The sequence below is a fragment of the Sodalinema gerasimenkoae IPPAS B-353 genome (genome assembly GCF_009846485.1).
In the GTDB taxonomy this organism is placed as follows: Bacteria; Cyanobacteriota; Cyanobacteriia; order Cyanobacteriales; family Geitlerinemataceae; genus Sodalinema; species Sodalinema gerasimenkoae.
Map to the genome: position 1 here is coordinate 1,023,723 of NZ_ML776472.1, position 18,150 is coordinate 1,041,872.

General features: G+C 53.4%; 13 protein-coding genes. 5 read left to right on the plus strand and 8 right to left on the minus strand.

Annotation, left to right across the window (positions count from 1 at the left end; genetic code table 11):
• Nucleotides 1-34: 34 nt before the first annotated feature.
• Nucleotides 35-493, plus strand: a complete 459-nt coding sequence (locus L855_RS04485; protein WP_159784695.1) for a peroxiredoxin — start codon at nucleotides 35-37, stop codon at nucleotides 491-493.
• A gap of 10 nt (nucleotides 494-503) precedes the next feature.
• Here the strand turns inward: L855_RS04485 and dusA are convergent, their stop codons facing one another.
• Nucleotides 504-1,457 carry a tRNA dihydrouridine(20/20a) synthase DusA gene (gene dusA / locus L855_RS04490; RefSeq protein WP_246199426.1) on the minus strand — a complete coding sequence of 318 codons (954 nt, stop codon included), beginning with the start codon at nucleotides 1,455-1,457 and terminating at the stop codon, nucleotides 504-506.
• A 205-nt stretch (nucleotides 1,458-1,662) separates the two neighbouring features.
• Here dusA and gcvT point away from each other — a divergent pair, with 205 nt between their 5' ends.
• Nucleotides 1,663-2,763, plus strand: a complete 1,101-nt coding sequence (gene gcvT / locus L855_RS04495; RefSeq protein WP_159784701.1) for a glycine cleavage system aminomethyltransferase GcvT — start codon at nucleotides 1,663-1,665, stop codon at nucleotides 2,761-2,763.
• A gap of 24 nt (nucleotides 2,764-2,787) precedes the next feature.
• Nucleotides 2,788-4,398 carry an FAD-dependent oxidoreductase gene (locus L855_RS04500; protein WP_159784704.1) on the plus strand — a complete coding sequence of 537 codons (1,611 nt, stop codon included), beginning with the start codon at nucleotides 2,788-2,790 and terminating at the stop codon, nucleotides 4,396-4,398.
• 136 nt (nucleotides 4,399-4,534) lie between these two features.
• Here L855_RS04500 and L855_RS04505 read toward each other — a convergent pair whose 3' ends face one another.
• On the minus strand, nucleotides 4,535-5,383 hold the full coding sequence (locus L855_RS04505; RefSeq protein ID WP_159784709.1) for a sterol desaturase family protein: 849 nt from the start codon (nucleotides 5,381-5,383) through the stop codon (nucleotides 4,535-4,537).
• Nucleotides 5,384-5,511: 128 nt separating this feature from the next.
• On the opposite strand from L855_RS04505, the gene L855_RS04510 reads away from it, so the two are divergent.
• Nucleotides 5,512-6,537 carry an ABC transporter ATP-binding protein gene (locus tag L855_RS04510; protein ID WP_159784712.1) on the plus strand — a complete coding sequence of 342 codons (1,026 nt, stop codon included), beginning with the start codon at nucleotides 5,512-5,514 and terminating at the stop codon, nucleotides 6,535-6,537.
• Nucleotides 6,538-6,878: 341 nt separating this feature from the next.
• Here L855_RS04510 and L855_RS04515 read toward each other — a convergent pair whose 3' ends face one another.
• Nucleotides 6,879-8,420, minus strand: coding sequence for a rhomboid family intramembrane serine protease (locus tag L855_RS04515; protein WP_159784715.1), 1,542 nt, complete (start codon nucleotides 8,418-8,420; stop codon nucleotides 6,879-6,881).
• A 147-nt stretch (nucleotides 8,421-8,567) separates the two neighbouring features.
• Here L855_RS04515 and ccmP point away from each other — a divergent pair, with 147 nt between their 5' ends.
• On the plus strand, nucleotides 8,568-9,206 hold the full coding sequence (gene ccmP / locus L855_RS04520; protein WP_159784718.1) for a beta-carboxysome protein CcmP: 639 nt from the start codon (nucleotides 8,568-8,570) through the stop codon (nucleotides 9,204-9,206).
• 60 nt (nucleotides 9,207-9,266) lie between these two features.
• Here ccmP and L855_RS04525 read toward each other — a convergent pair whose 3' ends face one another.
• The 5 genes from L855_RS04525 to L855_RS04545 form a co-directional block, all read right to left on the minus strand.
• A complete protein-coding gene (locus tag L855_RS04525; RefSeq protein WP_246198729.1) occupies nucleotides 9,267-12,362 on the minus strand; it encodes a UPF0182 family protein in 3,096 nt (1,031 codons plus the stop codon).
• Between the two features lie 54 nt (nucleotides 12,363-12,416).
• Nucleotides 12,417-14,003 (minus strand): serine/threonine protein kinase, encoded by a 1,587-nt coding sequence (locus L855_RS04530; protein ID WP_159784721.1) that lies wholly within the window; start codon nucleotides 14,001-14,003, stop codon nucleotides 12,417-12,419.
• 197 nt (nucleotides 14,004-14,200) lie between these two features.
• Nucleotides 14,201-14,425, minus strand: coding sequence for a DUF4327 family protein (locus L855_RS04535; protein ID WP_159784728.1), 225 nt, complete (start codon nucleotides 14,423-14,425; stop codon nucleotides 14,201-14,203).
• A 245-nt stretch (nucleotides 14,426-14,670) separates the two neighbouring features.
• Entirely contained in the window at nucleotides 14,671-15,603 is a 933-nt protein-coding gene (locus tag L855_RS04540) for an alpha/beta fold hydrolase (protein WP_159784731.1), read from the minus strand.
• A gap of 44 nt (nucleotides 15,604-15,647) precedes the next feature.
• Nucleotides 15,648-17,834, minus strand: a complete 2,187-nt coding sequence (locus L855_RS04545) for an amylo-alpha-1,6-glucosidase (RefSeq protein ID WP_159784734.1) — start codon at nucleotides 17,832-17,834, stop codon at nucleotides 15,648-15,650.
• Nucleotides 17,835-18,150 lie beyond the last annotated feature (316 nt).

An 18,150-nucleotide genomic window follows, 5' to 3' on the forward strand; every position in this document is an offset into this window, starting at 1 on the left:
TGTGAAACTAATGCAACGATTTATGGAGTAAGCGATGACATCTATCAACGTCGGCGATCGCGCCCCCAACTTCAGCCTCAAGAACCAAAACGGCGAATCCGTGAGCCTCAGCGACTTTAAGGGGGAAAAAGCCGTAGTGCTGTATTTCTACCCCAAAGACAACACCCCCGGCTGTACCGCCGAATCCTGTGCCTTCCGAGACAGTTATACCACCTTCAGCGATGCGGGAGCCGAAGTGATTGGCATTAGTGGCGATTCCGTCTCCTCCCATAAGCAATTCGCCCAAAAACACAACCTCCCCTTTACCCTCCTGAGTGATCAGGGAAACCAGGTGCGTAAACTCTACGGAGTTCCCGACACCGTATTATTTATTCTCCCCGGTCGTGTCACCTATGTCATCGACAAAGAGGGCATTGTCCGTCATATTTTCAACTCCCAACTGAACTTCCAGGGACATATCAACGAATCCCTGAAAGTCCTCCAAGCTGCCTAAGTTTAGCCACCTAGTCGGGGCATAAATCCGGGTTAGGAACCTGGGCCAGGGCGGCAGTTAAGACTTCGGCCCCAGCACCGGGAATATGAGCATGATCGCTGAGATAGCGTTTCCAAGCTTTCGTTCCCGGCTGGCCCGTAAACAGTTGCAACATATGACGGGAAATACTGTGGAGTTTATAGCCATGGGCCACCCAGCGATCGCAATAGCCGAGCATTCCCTCTACCACCTGGGAGCGGGTGGGAAGAGGATAGTCCTCCCCATACATATCCCGATCCACCGTCGCCAGTAAAAAGGGATTATCATAGGCGGCCCGGCCCACCATCACCGCGTCCACATACTGATATTGCTCGCGAATCTGGGTTAACTCTTTGAAGCCGCCATTAATTTCAATAAACAGGTGGGGAAAGTCCCGTTTGAGACGGTAGACATCCTCATAACGCAACGGGGGAACTGTGCGATTTTCCTTGGGACTGAGTCCCTTCAGCCAAGCTTTGCGAGCATGAACCGTAAACCGCTGACATCCGGCCTCCGAGACAATGCGCACAAACTCCGCCATATCCTCATAGCGATCGCACTCATCGACTCCGATGCGATGCTTCACCGTCACCGGAATTTTCACCGCTTGCGTCATGGCCGTGATGGCCTCGGCGACGCGTTGAGGCTCTTGCATCAAACAGGCCCCAAAATTGCCATTCTGGACGCGATCGCTCGGACAGCCTACATTCAAGTTGACCTCGTCATAGCCCAAATCCTGAGCGATGCGGGCACATTCAGCCAATTCCCGAGGATCATCTCCCCCAACTTGCAGGGCCAGGGGTTTTTCTTCTGGAGAAAAGCCCAAGAGTTTGGCCCGTTTTCCATGCAAAATTGCCCCTGTTGTCAACATTTCTGTATAAAGCAAGGGGCGGCGTGCGATTTGCCGAAGGAAAAAGCGAAAGTGGCGATCCGTCCGATCCATCATGGGGGCAATACTGAGGGGATTCCCAACAAGCTTTGCACCCTGTACCACCGTTTCGCCTCGTGAAGACTCGGCAACAGTCGCAGTCGTCGTCATAGTCATAAATACTTACTGGTACATCTTACCATTGCGGCTCCCTCGTTGTATCGTATCTTAGAAACCGATGGACTGCGATCGCCCATTGTGTGACAAATTTTGAACTTGACCTGTGACTGTTCCTTCTTCTCAACCCGGCCTCCGTCGTTCTCCCTTGTTTTCCCGTTACTTAGATCTCGGGGCCAAATTAACCCCCTTTTCCGGCTGGGAAATGCCCCTTCAGTTTCAAGGAATCCGCCAAGAACATCAGGCCGTGCGGCAACAGGTGGGGCTATTTGATATCTCCCACATGGGTAAATTCGTCCTACAAGGGGGCAATCCCCTAAAAACACTTCAAACCCTAGTTCCCTCAGATTTGAGCCGTCTCAAGCCCGGCAAAGCCCGTTATACAGTGCTTTTAAACCCAGAGGGGGGGATTCTAGATGACCTGATTATCTACCGCCAGGAGGGGGAGCAAGTGGTGTTGATTGTCAACGCCGCCACAAAGGATGCCGATCGCGAGTGGCTTCAGGCCCATTTACCCCAAACCACGAGCTGGGTTGATGACCAGGACGAGCACGTGTTGCTGGCCTTACAAGGTCCCCAGGCCCAACCTGTCCTACAGCCCCTCGTCAACACCGACCTGGCTCAACTCTCCTTTTTCAGCCATCGTCAGGTGCAAGTCTTCGGCCATCCGGCCTTCATCGCCCGTACCGGCTACACCGGCGAAGACGGCTTTGAAATCATGCTGGCCTCAGAAGCGGGTCAACATCTTTGGGACAGCCTAATCAGCGAGGGAGTCGTCCCCTGTGGATTGGGGGCCCGAGATACCCTACGCCTCGAAGCCGCCCTCCCCCTGTATGGACAAGACATGACCGCCGAAACGACCCCCCTCGAAGCGGGATTAGATTGGTTGGTTCACCTTGACCGTAAAGGAGATTTTATCGGTCGAGAGCGGTTAGAACAGCAAGCCAGCCAGGGAGTTTCCCAGCGACTGGTGGGGGTGCAGATGCGCAGCCGCCAGATTGCCCGTCATGACTATTCCCTATTCCACGAGGGAACCCCAATCGGCCGAGTCACCTCAGGGGGGCCCTCCCCCAGCCTCGGCCACAACATCGCCTTAGGGTATGTTCCCCCAGAGTTATCCAGTCCCGGTCAAGCCCTACAGGTGCAAATCCGTGGCAAACTCTATGAGGCAGACGTCGTTAAGACCCCGTTTTATCGCCGGCCCTAAAATAACTCCAACAACAACTGAACTATGGCTCACTCTTCCTGGACCCTTTGGCTTAGTGCGATCGCCCTCTGTTTAAGTGGTTGTGGCGGTCTCGGCTTGGGCAACCCCGACATTGGAGTTGGGGACGAGCAAGACCCATCCCCCTCGGAGGTCACCGCCACCCCAGATCCCCCCGAGGTTCACCGCTACGATGTCATTGTCTATGGCGATGAACTTCCCGGAATTTGTGCCGCCATTTGGGCCAAACGCACCTTGGGAGAGGGGGCCAGAGTCGCGTTGGTACGTCCCGAGGAGGCCGGGGCGATGGTGGGGGGATTGCTGACACGGGGAGGCTTAGCCTATCTGGATTTTGATAAAACCCCCCGCTGGTATGCTCAACCCTTTAGCGACTGTTTCCTAGACTTTCTCGACGAAGCCAATGTGGGGGAATCTTGTGTGCATCCCATGCGGGCCGATGAGGGAATGCGGCGGATGCTGGAGAATGCTGGCGTGTCGTTGCTCTCCAATGCCCGTTTAGAACCTGTAGTGGAGAATGGACGGATTGAATATGCTGATGTAATCGGTCACAACAAACGCCTCGAAGCCAATTCATTTATTGATACCACGCAACAGGCCGAGTTGGCGATCGCCGCCGGACAGCCCTACTATCGCGGTTACGAATCCCAAGGCGAGGAATTAGCCCAATCTACCCTGGGAACCTCCATTGTGCCGATTGTCGAGGGGTTAACCATTGAAGAATTGCGGCAAATCGAGGCCCTGTTCCATGATGACCCCAACTGGGTGGCTCAAATTGAAGAGAGTATCTACAGCCGTAATGACGCCGCCGGATCTCAATTCTGGATGTCCGGCTTTGGCTTCCCCCTCTATCAATCCTATCGAGACGGCTATTACTTCCGCAGCATTGCCATCGGAGCCGCCTATCACATCGATCGCGATCAACCCTTCTCCCTGCAAGGCTTTTTCTGGGACAAAGCCAACGTCTGCGAACTCGACGAGCGATCGCTCTCCTGGAATGGCTTTCTCTTTAAATACGATGTCGATACCATTCGCGAGATGGAAGCCAATAACTTTCAGCCGAGTGCAGAAATGATCGAAGAACTCCGAGAAGTGGAAGCTTGGTTACGGGAATATTCCGGGAATCCCGAGGTGGAGGTGATTCTCCCCCCAGAAATCTATGTTCGCCATAGTGTCAGCGTCCGAGATGTCGTCGCCCCCCTGTCTGGCCGAGAAATCATGGTGGGAGGAACCCGCGTCGAAGACTCCATCGCCACCTTCTCCTACGACTTCGACTTTCGCGGTGGCGTCGATGGCTTATCAATGCGAGTGCCCCCCCTACCGCAATACAATTTTGGCATTGAACATGGATTATCCCGGTCAATTGAGAACTTAGCGATCGCCGGACGGTCTAGCGGCTACGAAGGGATTGCCGTTTCCGTGGGACGCATCAACACCAAAAACGTCTATCACGGTCAAGGCTTAGGAGTCGCCGCCGCCCTGGCCCAACAACAAGGAGTTCCCCTCAACCAAATCACCTCTGGCCAAGTCCGAGAGCAATGGGATCAGATGACCGAACGCACCACCGAACTCCGAGGACGAGTCACCGCCGACGTCACCCAATACAGCGAAGTCCGCTAACGGCTTATTGTCGACTGCGGAAAGGAAGAGAGGGCGACCATAAAGGTGCGCCCCTACGTCTATCCCCTCTGGGGAGGGGTGCCCGGAGGGCGGGGTGGGTTATGCGTTATGCCTACTGCCTACCGCCTTCTTCCCCCTATTCCCTATTCCCTATTCCCTGTTCCCTGTTCCCTATTCCCTGTTCCCTTCTCCCCCCTATTTCCCAAAATGGCAACAGCAACATCCAATGGAGTTGTCCCACCTGGGGTTTAGTTTGATACTCTGCCAGGCCAATGGTCATTCCGTCATGGCTTGCAGCCGGTTGAGCTTGATAGGTTCCCAGAAGATAGTCCCACCAAGGGAGATTGAAGCCAAAATTGCTGTTGGTTTCACTGGGGATAACGGAGTGATGGACACGGTGCATATCGGGAGTAACCACCAGTAGCCGTAAGAAGCGATCGAGTCCCTTGGGGAGACGGACATTACCATGATTGAACATCGCCGTTCCGTTGAGGATAATCTCGAAGAGAATCACCGCCAAGACGGGGGCCCCAAGCAGGACAATGGCGATGATTTTGATGCCCAGGGAGAGGAAGATTTCTAGGGGATGGAAGCGTAGGCCTGTGGTGACATCAAAATCTAAATCGGCGTGATGGACTTTATGTAACCGCCAGAGGCTGGGGAGGGCGTGGAACATGACATGTTGGAGGTAGATCACGAAGTCCAAGGCCAAGATGGAGAGGATAATGGCTTGCCAGGAGGGACGGGAGAGGATGTTAAACAGTCCCCAGCCTTGGTTTTGGGCGATCGCCGCCACACCGACGGCGGCTAGGGGAAAGATAGCCCGCAATAGGAGGGTATTGAGGACGACGATTCCCAAGTTGCTGAACCAGCGGTTTAGTTTCGACTGTTGGGGTTTCCGCCGAGGGGCGATCGCTTCCCAAAGTCCCATCAGAACTAAAATACCGAAGAAACAGCTTAGGCGGATTAGGGGTTCGTTCTCCATCAGATATCATCACTGGTGATGTCCATTTCACTATAGCGATATTGGGATTTTGAGGCAGGGGACGAACGATTCGGCATTTGGGGAATTAGAATAATTAAGAGAAAGCCAGACCGTCAACCCAGGGGATTATGACACCGACTGTTTATATCGAAAATCTCAAGAAAACCTATGGCGATGTCACCGCCATTGAGGATGTCTCTTTCTCGATTGAGCCGGGGGAGATTTTTGGCTTACTCGGTCCTAATGGGGCGGGGAAAACCACCACGATTCGCTGTCTCTGTACTCTCTCGAATCCTGATTCAGGGCGGGTTGAGGTGTCTGGGGTGTCAGCGATTGAGCGGCCTCGGGTGGTGCGTCGCTTGCTGGGCTATGTGGCTCAGGAGGTGGCGTTGGATAAGGTGTTGACGGGGCGAGAGTTGTTACGGTTGCAGGCGGCGTTGTATCACCTCCCTAAGGGGGAGATTGAGGGCCGTATTGAGGCGGTGTTGGAGATGTTGGGGTTGACGGAGTACGGCGATCGCAAGACGGGAACTTACTCGGGGGGACTCCGCAAACGCCTGGACTTGGCGGCTGGGTTGCTGCATCAGCCGGATCTGTTGGTGTTGGATGAACCGACGGTGGGATTGGATATTGAAAGCCGGGTGGCGGTTTGGGGCTTTCTACAGCAGTTACGAGAACGGGGAACGACGATTCTCTTGACGAGCCATTATTTGGAAGAGGTGGATGCGTTGGCCGATCGCGTGGCGATTCTCGATCGCGGCCAGGTGATTGATGTGGGAACGCCCTCTGGGTTGAAGGATAAAGTCGGCGGCGATCGCATTACCCTACGGATTCGCGAGTTTGCTCCCCTCGATGAAGCCAACCGCGTTAAGGAGATGCTAGAAGCCCTCCCCTTCGTTCGTGAGGCGATTGTTAATGAGGCTCAGGGAAATTCCCTCAATTTGGTGGTTAATTCCCAGAATGATGCCTTAACCCAAGTCCAACAAACTCTACAAGGTCAGGGTCTGCCGATTTTCGGGATCGCTCAATCTCGCCCGAGTTTGGATGATGTCTATCTGGCGGCTACGGGACGAACTCTCCTGGATGCGGAAATTGCGGCGGCGGGACGTCGGGATCTTAAAAAAGAGAAGAAGCGTCAGATGGCGGGGAATTGATTAATAGGCAAGAGGCAAGAGAAAAGACGTAGGGGCGTACCCTTGTGGTCGCCCGAGGCAAGAGGCAAGGGGGGAACCACGTAGTGGTCGCCCGAGGACGTGGAGGAGGGGGAGGGGGTTTGGGGTGTATGTTGATTCTTTATTCAATAAAAATTATTTTTTTGCAGGCCAGATGTTTGATGCCGCTTGTCGCAGAACCCCTCCCACCTTGCCATGAGTCTTCTATTGTTGGTACCCCGATTGTAACCGATGAAATTGGAAAGGGTCAAGACTTCATGGGGGTATCAATTGTTAAAAAATGTGTGATTACCATTAACATCAAGTGGGGAAGAGGTGGGACGTTAAGATGGTTTGCGGAGGACGAGTAATCCTGAGAGAAAGCCCAGAACGCCCCCGGAGGCATGGCAGAGAAAACAGATTTCGGGAATGGAGAGGTCAAAGATGGCTTGAATGAGAATAATCAAGACGATTGAGCGTAATCGTTCCCGAGCAATTTCCGCTTTATCCTGTCGCCAGCCTTGCCAAAAGATGGCGGCGATCGCCCCAATTAGGCCCATCACAGCACCGGAGGCCCCGACGACGAATTGCTCATTACTCCCCTGTAGGGCTAAAAGTGTAATAAATCCCATAGAGCCAATGCCGCTAATGAGGTAAACCAGTAAGAAGCGAATTAGGCCAAGACGGGCTTCGAGAAACTTGCCCAGGATGTAGAGTCCAAAGAGATTCATGGCCAGATGGGCGACGCCAAAATGGAGAAAAGTCGATGTCACTAACCGCCACCACTCTCCTGCTAGGGCGTGACTGGGGACTAGGGCCCCGAGGCGATATAAGACCCAAACATTTTGACTTCCCCCGAGACGAATAGCGATATAAAAGGCGAGCAGATTTAAGGCAATTAAGCCCCAAGTTCCGAAGGCAGGAGGGGCGGAGACAGGAGTCCCATAGCGTCTCTCTTGGGTTAGGGTAGTTTTAAGCTGTTCTAGGATATGAAACGAGAGACTATTGAGTTGGGCGGGAGTTGGTTTGACGGGAGTTTCCAGGCGATGGTGGATGTCTTGTTTGAAGAGATGATGGCGAGTTTTGAGTAAGTCCTGAAACCGTTGCTGACCAAGATGCGATCGCCCGCCATACCAATCCGCCGTGGCTTGCCAAAACTGTTGTTTCATGGGGGGATAATCCCGCAACTCTCGCTTAAATAGCCGTGAGACGGACTGGCTATCCCCACAAAAGGCAAAAACATAGAGTCGGGCTAAACTCAACCGCTCAAAATCCCCCAAGTCTTTTAGGCGGGGACTGAGGGCGACAAACTCCCGTAACATGAGATCGAAGCGACCCGTTTCCCCTAAAGCCCGTAGGTGATAGAGAGCGAAATTAAGAGGAACTTGTCCCTCATGGCTCTGGAGCCAGGTGATAAACTCTTGCCATTGGCGTTGTATGAGAAACTCCAGGGCGATCGCCGTGAGGTAAATGGGAGATTTAGGAGTTTGATGGGGTTTGAGAGACTGCACCGCCTGGACGGTTTGACCTCGTTGGGCCAGGGCCAGGGCGTTTAAGGGAATCACGCGATCGCCCCAACCATCGGCCGGATGTAGCCAAGTCAGACATCGGGCCAGAAGGGCGGCTCGCCCATACTCATCATATTTCAGCCATTGGTTAATCTGGCGTAGGCCAAGAATCGGCAATAACACCAGCAGCAGCCAGAGGCCTCCCCCCACCATCGCCGCCCAGGTTATCGAGACAAACGATAACCCCAACGAGAAACTAAAGATTCCCCCACAGACAATCGCCCACCCCCATTGTTTGGGATGATTGGCCAGCGATCGCCAGACAAAGACGAGGGTGGAAAAATAGACAATCCATAACACAAGGCGATCGAAGGTCATCGGGAGTCTTGAAGTAAGTTAGGGGAGCCAGTCCGTTGGACGGTATAATCAAATGTCGCAGTTGCCCCCGATTGCCGTCAGGGATGGCTTGGGGGAACTGTGTAGGTCTTAATCTAATCCTAGTCCCCCTATCACGGAGAACGAATTTTGGGAGTTGAACTACGCAGCTTCGTCTATATTGACAGCCTGCAACCTCAACACGCAGCATATATGGGAACCGTTGCTTTGGGGTTTTTGCCGTTACCGGGGGATACGTCACTCTGGGTAGAAATTTCACCGGGAATTGAAATCAATCGCATTACTGATGTCGCTCTCAAGTCCACCGGAGTTCGTCCTGGGGTGCAAGTGGTGGAACGACTCTATGGATTACTCGAAGTCCATGCCAGTCGTCAAAGTGACGCCCGCCGGGCCGGTGTGGCGATCCTAGATGCCTTGGGGGTAACGGAACATGAACGCCTCAAACCCAAGATTATGTCGAGTCAGATTATCCGCAATCTCGATCCCCACCAAACGCAACTGATTAACCGAACCCGTCGCGGACAGATGATTTTGGCGGGGGAGAGTTTGTTTGTCCTGGAAGTGGCCCCGGCGGCCTATGCAGCGTTAGCGGCCAATGAGGCGGAAAAATCAGCCCTAATCAATATTCTTCAGGTGCAAGCGGTGGGAAGTTTTGGCCGCTTATATCTCGGTGGAGAGGAACGGGATATTGTTGCCGGTTCCAAAGCGGCGATCGCGGCAATTGAGAATGTTTCAGGGCGATCGCAAGATCAGGGAAAGAACGAATAATCACGCCGAAAGAGAAAGAGGGCGACCACAAGGGTGCGCCCCTACTGGTTGTCCTATGCCTTAATTCTCCACCGTATCTGGCAGTGGGGCGGTGTCTGGGGGATCATCAGCGAAACCGGGGAAGAGTCCTTCGATCGAACGAATGATACTGCGATCGGGGAGACGTTCGGGTTCAAAAATTGCCTCGAAGGCGCGATCGAGATTGGGGGCCATGACAATCTGGTTTTCATAGGCCACAATCACTCGAACTAGGGTGGGGAGGGCGTTCTGATCGGCTTCTAGGTATAACGGTTCCACATAGAGCAACGACTCGTCAATGGGGATGACAAGGAGGTTGCCCTGAATCACTCGCGATCCCTGGCGGTTCCAGAGGGAGAGTTGCTGGGAAATGAGGGGATCTTGATTGATGCGGGCTTCAATTTGTCCTGGACCATAGATTAACTCCTGTTTGGGAAATTGATATAACAACAGTCGTCCATAATTCTCTCCGTCCGATCGCCCCGCTAACCAGGCGATGAGGTTGGCCCGCCGCCTCGGGGTGAAAGGGTGCAGCAAGATAAACTCTTCGCTGGTTTCCCCCGGTAGCTTCATGATTAGATAATAGGGTTCAACGGTTTGTTGTTGATCACGGTAGGTTTCCATGGGGACTTCCCATTGGTCTTCTCGGTTATAAAAAACCTGAGTATCGGTCATGTTATAGGTCAGGAGTCGTTCAGACTGAACCTCGAAGAAATCAATGGGGTAGCGAATGTGTTGCCGCAGTGGGGGGGGCATAGCACTGAACGGCTGGAACAGGTCGGGGAAGATTTGGTGATAGCTTTGAATAATGGGATCCCGGTCATCGGCAATATAAAACTGCACGGAACCGTTATAGGCATCAATGACGACTTTGACGGAGTTACGGATGTAGTTGAAGGGATGTTCTCCGGGATCGGCGTAGGGATAGCGATCGCTGGTGGTGTAAGCATCGAGAATCCAGTAGAGGGTGTTGCCAGTGACAGCGGCTGCCCCCTCGTCATCCTCAGAGTCCTCCTCGACGTTAGCGACAACCAAATAAGGATCATGGTCATAGCGTAGGAAGGGGGCGATCGAACGCACTCGGCGGTCAATGTTGCGGCGAAATAGGAGTTTGGTCTCGGGACGAAAATCATCGGTTAACAACATCCGCCAATCCCGTAAATAGACGGCGTACAACCAACGCCGCCAACCGGTTCCGATGGTGACTCCTCCGTCGCCGTCGTAGACGTTATAGACATTCTCTTCCCCCTGGGGATAGTCAAATTCCTGGACTCCCGTACTGGTCATGACATAGTTATGGGTCAATTCGCCATAGTAAATGCGCGGCGAACCAATGGGGATGCTTTGGCGAATCCGTTCATTGGCTGCTTCAATGGGAGCCTCGGAGCCTTGATCATCTTCACCACCGGCAATCCCGCGTACGAAGTATTCGGGTAAGCCGTTGGGGGTGGCGGTATTGACGGGACTCATGGTGAAGCCGTAGCCATGGGTGTAGACGAGATGCTTGTTAATCCAAGTTTGGGCGCGGCTGGGGACGGCGTCAAAGTCCAATTCTCGGGCGGCGAGGATCACCTGACGGGTTTCCAGGCTCTGCAAATCTCCCTCCTCGACGTCTCGGGGAATGCTGTAACGGCCGATATCGGCGTTGGGGAACCGATAGTAGAGGCGGATTTGTTGGAGTTGACGATTGGTTTCTAGGAGAGGACGGGTATCCCAGAGGCGAATGTTGCGGATGGTTAGGTCATTGGCGGCGAGGGCGGCTTCGTCTAAGTTGGCGGTGGGGTTGAAGGTTTGCACGTCGATGGTGTTGAGGTCGAAGCTTTGCCGGGTATAGGCGATGTTGCGATCGAGATAGGGGGCTTCTCGGGCGAGTTCGTTGGGTTGGACAATGGCCTGTTGGACTAATTCCGGGAGGATGCGGGTACTGACGAGGGCGGCGATCGCATAGCCGCTGAGAATTAGGTAGAGGGGGGGAATGAGGGTTTGTGGGGTGGCGTTGCGGCGACTGTCGAAAGGACGGCGGGCCCGAGGGTGTCTGAAGAGGGGATAGGTTCCTGAGAGGGCCTGCCAAAGTAGGAGAATCGAGATGGCGATCGCCAACCAAGCCAGGGCCGTATAGGCGGGCAATTTGGTGGTGACATCGGCATAACTGGCCCCATAGGCCGCCCCATCATCGGAATAGAGTAAGCCATAGCGTTGTAAGCCATTGCTCAGGGCTAACACTCCCATTAAGGCACTACCAATGCCCTGGAGATGCCGTTGTTGGGCCCTGGAGAAGCCGGGAAACTCGCCGTTACTGAGGGTGTTATCGCAGAGGAGATAAATGAGGGTGACGGCAACAAAGGAAAAACTGGCTACGCCAAAGGTCCAAAATTCTATCAGTTCCCAAATGGGGAGTTGATAGATATAAAAACTAATATCGAGGTTAAAGAGGGGATCGGTTTGCTGAAAGGAAACGGGATGAAAGGCTTGGAGGATTTGCGCCCAATGGGCCGGCAAAATCACCCCCAGGCCCAGACTTAACGTGATGGCTAAGCCCCGCAATAGGGTTCGGGGAAACCACAACAGCAAAATGGGCAGCACAATCAGACCGGCCCACTGGAGGGGATAGTCCGTGATGGGTAGAAGATTCTGGAGGAGTTGTAGGGGATTAAGTCGTTCGATGGATTGGGGGCTGATGTTGGGAACCGTCCAATCCGGTTGCCAGCGGTCTCGAATTAGACGGCTATAGTACAGGATGAGAATTCCCAGAAAGCTGCCTAAACTGCTGCCAATGAGTAAAACCATCCCCAGGCTGATGGCGCGGCTTTGTCGTTGGGGTTCAAGGCTAGAAGGCTGCTCTTTGCCGAATAATTGCGGCTGGAGTTTTTGGTCGAGGGTGGGTTGGAGGGAGAGAGAATTGAGGGGTTTGCTGGTGTATTTTAACCGTTCAGCTAGGCTCAGGTTGCCCCAACAGGCCAGCAAACTCACACCGACGACCACTAACCAAACGAGTCCTTGGGTTTGCAATCGCGTCAGAAGGACGGAAAAATAGCCCAAGGCCTCAAACCAGAGAACTTCCCCAAGAAGTTGCGCCAGCAGATTTAGGCTGAAGAGGACTCCAGCCAGGAGGACAAGACTCTGGAAGACAAGTTTCACGGGGATACTGTTGGGGATAGGTTTAGGGCGATCAAGACCTATCCCTCATTATAGTTAGTCTCCGTAGAGGGTGCGATCGCCCTCGAAGACGTTGAGTTTTTCGCCTCCGAGAATGTTATTGGAACTGGAGGGGAGAAAGTGTTTTTCGGGATTCTCCGATTCTAAGGGAGGGAGGGTGCTGTCAAACATGGGAGCGCTCTCTGGATTATTCTCTTGAGGGCTGGGAAGGGGGTCAGGTTGAGTCTGTTCCACCTCCTGTTCCCCGTTGGGTAGGTCTTCGGGAGTGGGTTGAGGGAGCACCTCCGGGGGGAGATCGAGGCTGGGATCGTCTTGGGTGGCCGCGTCTCCATCTGTGGACTCTTCAGCCGCTTCGTCGGCATCAATGGTTTTTTCTTCGAGCCACTCTGGGTCTTCTTGAGGTAAAGGCGCCTCATTCTGCGTGGGGGGGGCAGGAGTGGGGGCTGAGGGAGGTGGAGATGACTCCTGGGGGGTTGAGGGAGTTTCGTCGGAATCATCGTCGTCTGGAGAGGGCTGTTCCTGGGTTGGCCGCCCTGGGGTCGTCTCGTCAAAGTTCCGAGATTGGTGTAACTCCCAACCCAGGGTTAGACTTCCTAGGAGAAGTCCAGTCACCAGAAATCCTCCCATGAGGAGGCCTCTAGAGGGCGCTGCCAGCTCACTCACCCTGGGGGATCCTCCCCCTGGCGATGGGGAGTTGGCTGGTGGGGAAGGCGTTTTGGCTGAGGTCACCTGGGTAACCACTTGACTGGGGGCCGCTGGAGCGACGACCATGGTTTGTAACTGGGATTGCGCTCCCTCGGGAGAGAGTGCCGTCAACATCTCAGCAGCGGTGGCGAAGCGATCGCGGGGATGGAAACTGAGGGCGCGATCGAACACATGAATCAGAGATTGGGGGAGGCTTACCCCAGCGGCGGCGAGAACTTCACGCCATTGCAGGTCACCGGTTGTGGGGTCACCGGGGATGTCCTGGGGGGTTTTGCCTGAGATGAGGAACAGCCCAGTTAAGGCGAGACTATAGAGGTCGCTGCTGTAGGTGGGTCGTCCAGCGGCCTGTTCACTGGACATAAAGCCGGGGGTTCCAATCACCACCGAGGAGGCTGTAGGCAAATCGCTGTCACTCTGGACGGCTTCTTTGACGGCCCCGAAATCAATCAGGACGGGTAAGCCATCGGGAACCCGCAGAATGATATTATCGGGTTTAATATCCCGGTGAATGATGTAGCAGCTATGAACATAGTCCAATACCGGCAGAATTTGTTGGAACAAATGTTGGACTGCCACTGGGGTCCAGGTCCCACTACGCTGGACTTGCTGGGTTAGGGTTTCCCCCTCAATCCACTCTTGGACGAGGTAAAACTCCCCCGCTTCGCAAAAGTAGGCGTGCAGTTCGGGAATCTGAGGCTGTTGTTGACCGAGGGTTTCTAAAACGGCCGCTTCTCGCTCAAATCGCTCTCGGATGATGGCCTTTTTGGCTTCTGTCTGCGCCATCAGTTTGAGTTGTTTGATGACACAGCGACGACGGGAGGGAAGATGGGTATCTTCGGCAAGGTAGGTCGAGCCAAATCCTCCCTGTCCTAAGGTTTGAAGGATCTGGTAACGGTTGTTGAGCAGAGATGAAGCCATAGATAGCCTCCTGAAGGGTGGCAAAGATTGCAAGGTTAAGAGCGTTCTGGTCCAGAAACTCTTTTAACTTACTCCACGAGAGTACGGCAACTTTCCTGAAACCTTGGCTCAACTCACGGCGGGCCAGGAGGTCGGCCATAACAACACCATGCCGACGTAATGTTACCCCTGACCCAGCCGCAGCTTACCTCTGACCCCTATTCGTCTTCTTCTTCCCAAACTTCTACGGCGAGAAGTTCGCTGAGGGGATCTTGCATGGAAAACTCAAATTCCAGCAGCTCTTGTTTGATTCGAGTCCAGTCATCGCCGAAGAGAAACGCGATTTTCCAGATGCGATCGCCCGGTTTGACGATTTCAGAATCAACCAGCGAACGAACTTGACGCTGGACTTTTACCATAGGGTGAATCACCTGATGGTTCATAAGACCTCTTGAATTTTTCAAATTCTCTTTTAGTTACGATTGAGTACGAGTTGGGCAGTGCTTAACAGATTGCTTCGAGATTGACTGCCAGTAGAACTCCGATACTATACCAATATCACAACTTGCCTCAATTTGGCAAGTCATTGTGCCAAATTTATCGATAAAGCCGCTTTAGGTAGGACTTCAGAGGGTTTTTCCGATAGGCGGACTCCCATGATGGGCAGTGCAACCACTTGGGGAATGTTTTAGGGATTTGCTTCCCTTTGAACCTGCTGCTGTAGCCAATCTCGCACCCGAGGGTTCACCTCGTTGGGGGCTTCATCTTGGGGACAATGACCGACGCCGGGAAGGGAAACAAAGGCATCAACAGCGGCATAATTTGCCAATTGTCGTCCAAGTTGCACCGGTTCCCAGGGATCGTCCTCCCCCCAAAGGATGAACGTGGGACAAGGCAACTGGTCTAAGAGTTCTTCAGGGAGAGGCCCTTGAGAGTAGCGAGTAAAGGCGACGAACACATCACTGGCCCGGCGATCGCGTGAGGGCTGCAACAACAACTCCACCAATTCATCGCTGACGGCCTCTTCCTGTCGATAGGCTTGTAAGAGAATCTTACGCACCGTCTTGGGAGTTGCCAATTGGGCAAAGAAAAAGTCCCCCAGAGGTTTGATGGCTAGGAGATTTTGCAGGATGGGGGCGCTGACTTGCTTAATCCAAGCCTGGCTGGCCCGGCGTTTATCATGTAACAGTCGCAGGGAACAGTTGAGTTGCACCACTCCTCGCACCCAATCAGGATAGGAGACAGCCGTTTGCATGACGACAATACAGCCAATGGAGTTGCCAATGAGAAAGGCGGGTTCCCCAACCACCTCACGACAGAAATCCCCCACTAAATCTCCCCAAGTCTCAAAGGTGTAGTCAATGACTAAGCCGGGAGTGGGTTTATGGGAGTTGCCGAATCCCAGTAAATCCAGGGCATAGACTTGGCCAAAGTCGGCCCAGTCGGGAATGTTTTTGCGCCAATGGCCCATCGAGGCCCCAAATCCATGCACTAAAACCATCGCTGGCCCTGAATTGCCCTGTTGACGATAACAAATACGGAACCCTCGCCACGTCCAAAACTGGGGAGTAGTGGAGGTTGGAGAGTTGGAGAAGTCCGGTGCGGATACGGAGGCCGTCATGACAGATAGGCAGATGCGTTACATTTCTTCATGGTAGCGCCTTTTTAGGGGATGGTTGCCACCGTGAGATCCCCATGACAATTCAAGACCTCAAGCTTGGGTTGTCCCTGCACCTGTTCTAGGACTAAATCAACGCTAGCATCCCCAACCTGTACCCCTCCGAGTTCCAGACGCTCACAGTGAGGCAGCAACCGTGGATCATGTAGGTGTAACTGCCGATTTGGGGCATCGGGATGGAGATTTAGGGCCATCTGAATCAGTTGAAACAGACAGCCACTGGCCCAAGCTTGGGGGGAACAGGCCACGGGATAGGGAACCACCGGACGATTGTTCTGGCGAGAATTGCCACAAAATAGTTCTGAGGGCCGCAACTCGGGTTGCTGTTGTGACATCTCAAATAAATTTCCCGCTAGGGTTAGGGCAAATTCTGACTCGCCAATATGCCGCAACCCGACCGCAATAGCCGCCGTGTCATGGGGCCACACTGACCCGAGATGATAGCCGTCCGCTTCATAGGCGGGGGAGTCACAGCTAAGGGTACGAATCCCCCAACCACTATAGAGATCCGGCTGCCTTAACCGCCGGGCTACAGCTTGGGCCTTCTCAGGATCGAAGATATCGGCAAATAAACAGAGTCCCGGATTGGAGGTAATACTATCAACAGGGGTTCCGTCTCCAGCCAGGGCCAGGGCGCAATAGTTGCGGTCAGATAGCCAAAAATCGCGATTAAAGCGTTGTTTAAGCTCTTTTGCGTCCTCTTTCCATTGCTGTTGTAGGTCGGGCCGTTTCAACGTCTCGGCTAACTGACTCCAACGAATTTTGGCCGCATAGACATAGGCTTGGACTTCGCAGAGGGCGATCGCCCCCTCAACCTGTTCCCCGTTACCATCGACAATACAGTCGCCGGAGTCTTTCCAGCCTTGATTGCGAATCCCCCCCGGCGATCTCCGCAGATAGGTTAAATACCCCGTTGGCTGCAATTGACGATCAATCCAATCCATGGCGGCCAAGACATTGGGCCAAAGTTGATGCAGGGTGGCCTCATCATCAGTCCAGGCATGATAATCCGCCAGAAGCAACAACCATAATGGGGTAGCATCAATGCTTCCGTAATAGGGGGTATGAGGAATTTCGCCACAACGGGCCATTTCCCCCACTCGCACTTCATGGAGAATTTTGCCGGGATCTTCGTCATGCCAGTCACTATTGATGGTTCCCTGATGACGGCCCAGAGAAATGGCTGTATCTCGGCCTAGATGAGGGGCAATTAGTAAGGTTTGCGACGAAGCAATGCTGGAATCTCGCCCGAATAGGGTCGAAAACCAGGGAATCCCCGCTGATAAAATCGTTTCCTTTCCAAAGGACTGCCGCAATAGATAGATATCCCGTTGCGCTCGTTCCACCACCCCGTTGATTTGGGGGTTATCGCTGCTGATTTGGGTGGTTTGCTTTTTCCAAGCCGTCCAGGTCTCTTCTACTCGTTTCTCGGCAATGTCAAAGGAGTCTGGTGGTTCGGTTTGGGTCGCGAGTTGATCATCGGTCAGGAGGGTGAGGCGATACCCCAGATGTTGGGGAATCTCGGGTGGAAGATTGAGCGTCCAAGTGGCAATTTGGTCTGAGATCTCATCGGGAGATTGCCCCTCAAACTCAATGACAGACTCCACTAAAGCCCCATCCAGGCCACAATAGGCAAAGCGTATCCCCGTTGACGGTTCCACTAAACGCAGAGTTGTACCCCGTTGGGGGCGATCGCCATAACGACGAACTTCAAACAAATCCAGAAAATCCGCATCAAATTCCAACTGAATCGACAAGGAGACGGGGGTCGACTGATGGTTCACCAGAGTAATCTGTTCAAATAAACCCCCACAGAGAATGAGCCGACGTTGAATATCAACGGTTCCCGCCTGAGGGTCGTCGGCTGGGGGATAGGTATATGTGATGATAGCTTCATCACCCCGACTGGCATCATAGTGTTGCAACTGGGGCGATTGGCCATTGAAGATCAGTTGGGACTGACTCAGAAAACGGGTATCTCGACAGAATAGGCCCGTGTGGGTGGCTTGACTGGCCCCGAGGGTATTTCCCAAGTGGTCTGTCGTTAGAAAAACATCATCAAATTTAAGAACCAGAGTCGCTTGGGGCCGTTGCCTTAGGGTTGAGGGAATCCGAGAACGGTTCCCCGTTATTTCATAGCAACGACCAAAAAAATCTATCATTTGGTCAGCCATGGAAAATACTCACAATTTAAATACAAACTCGATAATCCATTGGGGATGTCCCCTAGGATACGTTCGGGGCGAATTCCCTATCCTTTCGCAGTGATAGGGAATTCACCGTGACCTGAAATGCCTGATAGGATTACGAGAGCGTTTCTCCTATCGTTTTGGCAACTGTTGCAGAACTCCTAGCTGCAACGGGAGAGCCTTGACCCGAAAATGAGCGGATCGGCATCTCAAAACTACAGGAGTTACAGAACCAATAGAGTTGTCCCATACGGATATGTTCCAACATTGATTTACCACAACAGGGACAGGATTTTATAGA